Source organism: Hungatella sp., from assembly GCF_046966825.1.
In genome coordinates this window covers 1-5,270 of the sequence record NZ_JBKVCZ010000232.1, presented here as the reverse complement: position 1 = coordinate 5,270, position 5,270 = coordinate 1, and the positions used below count along the sequence as shown (strand labels likewise).

4 protein-coding genes and 1 pseudogene are annotated in these 5,270 nt (G+C 51.6%); all 5 read left to right on the top strand.

Annotated elements, in window-relative coordinates; all coding sequences use genetic code 11:
• Nucleotides 1-1,247 (top strand): annotated as a pseudogene (locus ACLTD4_RS32835) (alpha-glucuronidase); the annotation flags it as partial.
• Between the two features lie 21 nt (nt 1,248-1,268).
• The gene (locus ACLTD4_RS32830) at nt 1,269-2,678 is read left to right on the top strand and encodes an ABC transporter substrate-binding protein (RefSeq protein ID WP_117620505.1); all 1,410 of its coding nucleotides are present in this window, start codon (nt 1,269-1,271) and stop codon (nt 2,676-2,678) included.
• A gap of 26 nt (nt 2,679-2,704) precedes the next feature.
• Nucleotides 2,705-3,577, top strand: a complete 873-nt coding sequence (locus ACLTD4_RS32825) for a carbohydrate ABC transporter permease (RefSeq protein WP_025531310.1) — start codon at nt 2,705-2,707, stop codon at nt 3,575-3,577.
• A gap of 3 nt (nt 3,578-3,580) precedes the next feature.
• Nucleotides 3,581-4,465, top strand: coding sequence for a carbohydrate ABC transporter permease (locus ACLTD4_RS32820; protein ID WP_055653036.1), 885 nt, complete (start codon nt 3,581-3,583; stop codon nt 4,463-4,465).
• Nucleotides 4,466-4,471: 6 nt separating this feature from the next.
• A partial coding sequence (locus ACLTD4_RS32815) for a sialate O-acetylesterase (RefSeq protein WP_412331924.1) occupies nt 4,472-5,270 on the top strand: 799 nt, incomplete at its 3' end.

Here is a 5,270-nt window from a genome sequence, read left to right as displayed (position 1 = left end):
CGGTAAAACGAATTTATGAGGAAATTCCTGATTTTGCCGGCTTCGTGGTAAAGGCAGATTCGGAAGGAGAACCAGGGCCGTTCTCCTACGGCAGGAACCATGACGACGGCGCCAATATGCTGGCGAGGGCGGCAGGACCCTACGGAGGAGTCATTATCTGGCGCTGCTTCGTATACGACTGCTCCCAGGACTGGTGGAACCGGGAGGCGGACCGCGCACGCGCCGCTTACGATATCTTCAAACCTCTGGATGGAAGGTTCCTGGACAACGTGATTCTTCAGATCAAGAATGGCCCCATCGATTTCCAGATCAGAGAACCGGTGTCCCCGCTGTTTGGAGCTTTAAAAAAGACAAATCAAATTTTGGAATTTCAGATTACACAGGAGTATACCGGGCATCAGAGGGATATCTGTTACCTCGTTCCGATGTGGAAGGAAACCATGAATTTTGATACGAAACACGGCAAAAGCCTGACGGTAAAGGACGCGGTGAGAGAGAACTCTCCTGTCCGCAGCCGATCCGGCATTGCGGGCGTCGGAAACGTGGGAATGGATGCCAACTGGACGGGCAGCAAGCTGGCCCAGGCCAATCTCTACGGCTTCGGAAGGCTGGTCTGGAATCATGAATTATCATCGGAGGTGATCGCCGAAGAATGGGTCCGCCAGAGCTTTTGCCTGACCGAAGAAAAGTGCGGTAAGCTGGCGGCGATTCTAACGACATCGAGGGACGTGTACGAAGCTTATACCTGTCCTCTTGGTGTTGGCTTCATGTGTAAACCCGCCGTCCACTACGGCGTCGATATTGATGGATATGAGTACGACCGGTGGGGGACATACCACTATGCCGACAGAGACGGAGTCGGAAGGGACAGGACCGTGAAGACGGGGACCTCCTATACGAGGCAGTATTCCGACGCGCGATTTTATGAATATGAGGACCTTTCGTCCTGCCCCGATGAGCTTCTGCTCTTTTTCCACCATGTGCCTTACACCCATGTGCTGCATTCTGGAAAAACGGTGATTCAGCACATCTACGACACTCATTTTGAGGGCGTGGAGAGGGTGAGAGAGTATCAGGCAATATGGGAAAGCTTAAAGGACTCCCTGGACGGGGAGAGCTACTTAAATATGAAGGAGCGCCTCGCCTGGCAGTTGGAAAACGCCGTCAGCTGGCGTGACCAGGTAAACACGTACTTTTACCGTAAGTCGGGAATCCCCGATGAAAAGGGAAGGAAAATATACCAATAATAAAAAGAAAGAGGTAGTATTATGAAAAAATGGAGTAAAGCAGGTATCGTATGTGCAGCCGTACTGGCAGCGAGCATGGCAATGACCGCGTGCGGCGGCAAGACCGCAGAAACGGGCAATACCGGGGAAGAAGGAAGCACCGGAGCGGCCGGGACAGAGAAGGCAGCGGACGAAAAAACACCGGAGGCGTCTAAATCATCGGGAGAGACCGTGAAATTAAGCTTCTCCTGGTGGGGCAATGACGACCGCCATCAGGCTACACAGAACGCTATTGATGCCTTCAATGCGGCTCACGCCGGCGCCATCGAAGTGACCGGAGAGCCTTCCGGCTTCGGCAATCTGGAAGAGACCTTTGCCACCCGTTATGCAGGCGGAACCGCAGCAGATGTCATGACTGTCAACTATCCCTGGGTTATCCAGTACAGTCCAAACGGAGACGGATTCTACGATCTCGATCAGGTAAAGGACATTATCGATTTCTCACAGTATGACGAGGGCTTTTTAGAATTCGGAAAGACGGGCGGCAAGATGCAGGCAGTCCCATACGGCCAGAACACGCTGGGCTTATACGTCAATAAATCCGCATTTGACAGAGCCGGTATCACCGAGCTTCCAACGACGTTCGAGGAGTATAAGAAGGCGGCGGAAATCTTTACCCAGCAGGATCCCAATGCGTATATGATCGTCAGCCCTACGTTCCGTTTCGCAGCAGTCTACTATCTGCAGCAGAAGACAGGGAAGGGCGAATTTGCAGAAGATTTAAGTATGAATTACACCGTGGATGATTATAAGGAAGCGCTTCTCTGGTATAAGGACTTAGCGGATGCCCATGTCTTCTGTTCCAGAAAAGATTATATCGAGAATGTGGGCAATGAGCCGGTATCCATTGCCCAGAATGCAAAATATATCAATGGCGGCTACGCTGGCGTACTGGAATGGACCGGAGGAATCGCTTCGAACGCCAAGACGCTGGAGGACAAGGGGGACGAACTGGTGGTAGCGCCGCTCCCTGTAATCGATGGAGCCGTATTTGAAGGAACTATGGCAAAGCCCTCCCTGCTGTTTGCAATCTCCAGGGATTCCAAAAATCCAAAGGAAGCGGCTGAATTTTTACAGTATATCTTAAACGATCCGGAAGGAACGAAGCTCATGGGTTCTACCCGCGGCATGGTGGCTTCCAGGGCGGCCAAGGCTTCCTTAGAGGCAGACGGTCAGATCACAGGAGCCGTAAAGCAGGCTTACGACTTTACCGATGCAGCGAAAGTAATCAACAATTCTCCGATCTTTGAGAACGCCATATTTACCAATTCCTATGAAAGTAATTACGAGAAGTTTGAGTTTGGAAAGAGCACGGCCGAGGAAGCTGCGCAGGCCATCTTTGACGCCACCAGCGAGCAGGTTGCAAAACTGAAACAGGACTACGGCAAATAAAGAGCACGCAGGAAGGAGGAGATTCTTTGAGAAAGAGCAAAATGGGTCTGGTGTATATCCTCCCATGGCTGATCGGTATGGTTTTTCTTACCCTGTATCCGTTTATTAACGCGCTGGTTATCAGTTTTACGGATTACAATCTCGTGAGAGAACCGAATTTCATTGGTCTGGCCAACTACACCAAGTTGTTTCATGATGAAGATTTTTTAGGTACGCTTACCGCAACGTTAAAATACACTGTGATTACGGTGCCATTACAGCTGGCGTTTGCCCTGTTTATTGCATACATATTGAATTTTAAGCTGAAGGGTATTAACTTTTTCCGGACAGCCTACTATATTCCGTCCCTGCTGGGAGGAAATGTGGCGGTGGCGGTGCTGTGGAGATTCCTGTTTCAGCAGGACGGGCTTATCAACCGTATCATTGGCGTTGTCGGGATACAGCCGGTGGCATGGCTCTCTTCCCCGGGCGGGGCGATGAGTGTCATTATAATCCTGAAGGTCTGGCAGTTTGGTTCTGCGATGCTGATCTTTCTGGCCGCTCTCAAGGACGTGCCCCAGGATCTCTATGAGGCGGCCAGCGTGGACGGTTCCACCAAGCTCCATTCCTTTATCCATATTACCATGCCGCTGATCACACCTACGATTTTCTTCAATCTGGTCATGCAGCTGGTGAATGCGTTCCAGGAATTCAACGGCCCGTACCTTGTAACGGGGAAGGGACCGTTAAATGCCACCTATCTGACTTCCATGTATATTTATGACAATGCATTTAAGTACTTTAACATGGGGTATGCCAGTGCCGCCAGCTGGATTCTGTTCCTCATCATCGTGGCTGTGACCCTGATTCTCTTTGCGACACAGGACAAGTGGGTCTATTATTCGGACGGAGGTAATTAGAAGATGGAGAAAACGCGAGAATTCAGCGAAGTGGAATTGCGGAGGCGCAGACGGGTGGTCATCAGCTCTGTCATCCGTTATATCGTCCTGATTGTCGTGGCGCTCGTCATGATCTATCCGATTATATGGCTGGTGGGCGCTACCTTTAAAAGCAATAACGAAATATTTACTTCGATCAGTTTTATTCCGAAACGGATCGACTTTACTCCCTATATAGAAGGCTGGAAGACGCGTACAAAGTATACGTTCACCACGTTTTTCTTAAATACCTTCCGGTTCGTGGTGCCGAAAATTGTCTTCTGCCTCGTGTCCAGTACGCTTGTCGCGTATGGCTTTGCAAGGTTTGAATTTCCGTTTAAAAAGATATGCTTTTCGATTTTGATGGCTACCATGTTCCTTCCGGCCGTCGTGACAAGAATTCCACTCTATATTTTGTGGAAGCAGATGGGACTCCTCAACACGTACGTGCCGCTGATCGCACCGACCATGTTTGCCAATGAACCCTTTTTCGTGTTTATGCTGATTCAGTTCATGCGGTCGATCCCCACGTATCTGGACGAGGCGGCCACAATCGACGGCTGTAATTCCTTTCAGACGCTGATGAGGGTTCTGCTGCCGTCCTTAAAACCGGCGCTGATCAGCTGTACGATCTTCCAGTTCGTATGGAGCTTCAATGATTTCCTTGGGCCGCTCATCTACGTGACCAGCCTGGAAAAGTATCCGGTGGCGCTGGCGCTTAAAATGTCCATCGACCAGAGCAGCGGTATCGTGGAATGGAACCAGATTCTCGCCATGTCATTTCTGGCGCTGCTCCCGGCCCTGATCCTGTTCTTCTCCGCGCAGAAGTATTTCGTGGAGGGCGTTACATCGACTGGAGTAAAGGGGTGATCGGATATGGAACAGAATGTCCGGTTTTCTGTGGCATCGCTCATCTCGGATCATGCGGTGCTCCAGCGGGATGAAGTGATCCCGGTGCGCGGCAGGGGAAGAGCCGGAGCCAGAGTGCGGGCAGAGCTGGAGCCTGAGTGGGTAGTAAAGGCAGACGGCGTGATTCAGCCGAAATCCGGCTGGGGTGTGGTGAACCCGGCTGGGACGTGGCTGGTGGAGCTGCCTCCGTTTGCAGCAGGAGGACCATACTGCTTGCGGGTTGAATCCGAAAGAGAAGAACTGGAGTTTCACGATCTTTATTTCGGAGATATCTGGGTCATGGCGGGGCAGTCCAATATGCAGCTACCCATGGAACGGGTCAAATACCGGTATCCTGAAGCATATAAAAAGGGCGCATCACCCATGATCCGTCAGTTTACGGTTCCGATTCAGTGGAAATTTGACTCTGACTCTGATGCGCTGTCCGGCGGGGAGTGGAAGACGGCCGCGGCGGAACATACTCCGGTATTTTCTGCCGTTGGCTTTTTCTTTGCGCAGAAGCTGTATGAGCGTTACCGTATCCCGGTCGGCCTGATCTTAACCGCGGTAGGGGGAACCCCTGTACAAGCGTGGATGAGCCGGGAGGCGCTCTGCGATTTTCCCGATGAACGGAAGGAACTGGATGCCTGCAGCGATCCCGGGTATGTGGAACGGATACGGAAAGATGATGAAACACGCATTGCCGCATGGTGGAGGCTGCTGGATGAGAGAGATCAGGGGATTGCGGAGAACTGGGCCGCGGGAGGAGGCAGGCGCTTCTGGAAGA

Excerpts from the sequence above, each read along its gene's own strand:
- ACLTD4_RS32830 (WP_117620505.1), top strand. The coding sequence starts at position 1,269 with ATGAAAAAATGGAGTAAAGCAGGTATCGTATGTGCAGCCGTACTGGCA.
- ACLTD4_RS32820 (WP_055653036.1), top strand. The coding sequence starts at position 3,581 with ATGGAGAAAACGCGAGAATTCAGCGAAGTGGAATTGCGGAGGCGCAGA.